At 59.3% G+C, this 273-nt stretch carries 1 protein-coding gene; it reads right to left on the bottom strand.

Annotated elements, in window-relative coordinates; genetic code table 11:
- On the bottom strand, positions 1–273 hold a 273-nt coding region (locus tag SB689_RS23105; RefSeq protein ID WP_410694396.1), incomplete at both ends, for a hypothetical protein.

Below are 273 nucleotides of genomic sequence, written 5' to 3' on the forward strand. Positions count from 1 at the left end.
GATGATCGCTTTCAACTGACCGGTTGCAGCATCGAACAAGGCCAGGAGCGGGCAGGCTCCGCCGGTCGTATGTGCCCACGTCTTCGTTCCCACGATACCGTTGCCGGGAAACGCCGCGCCGATCGCATGCAGATTGTTTTCACCCCACGCGACATGCGTTTTGACCATGTTTTTAGCACCACCACTTGCCTGCATCGCAAGGCCGCGTTCGAGTGCTCCGATCGCATCCGGGAGGCTCATCAGCTCGACAACGTCCTGCTCGGGAATCCAGAT

The sequence above is a fragment of the Chryseobacterium sp. SIMBA_038 genome (assembly GCF_046535115.1).
In the GTDB taxonomy this organism is placed as follows: Bacteria; Bacteroidota; Bacteroidia; order Flavobacteriales; family Weeksellaceae; genus Chryseobacterium.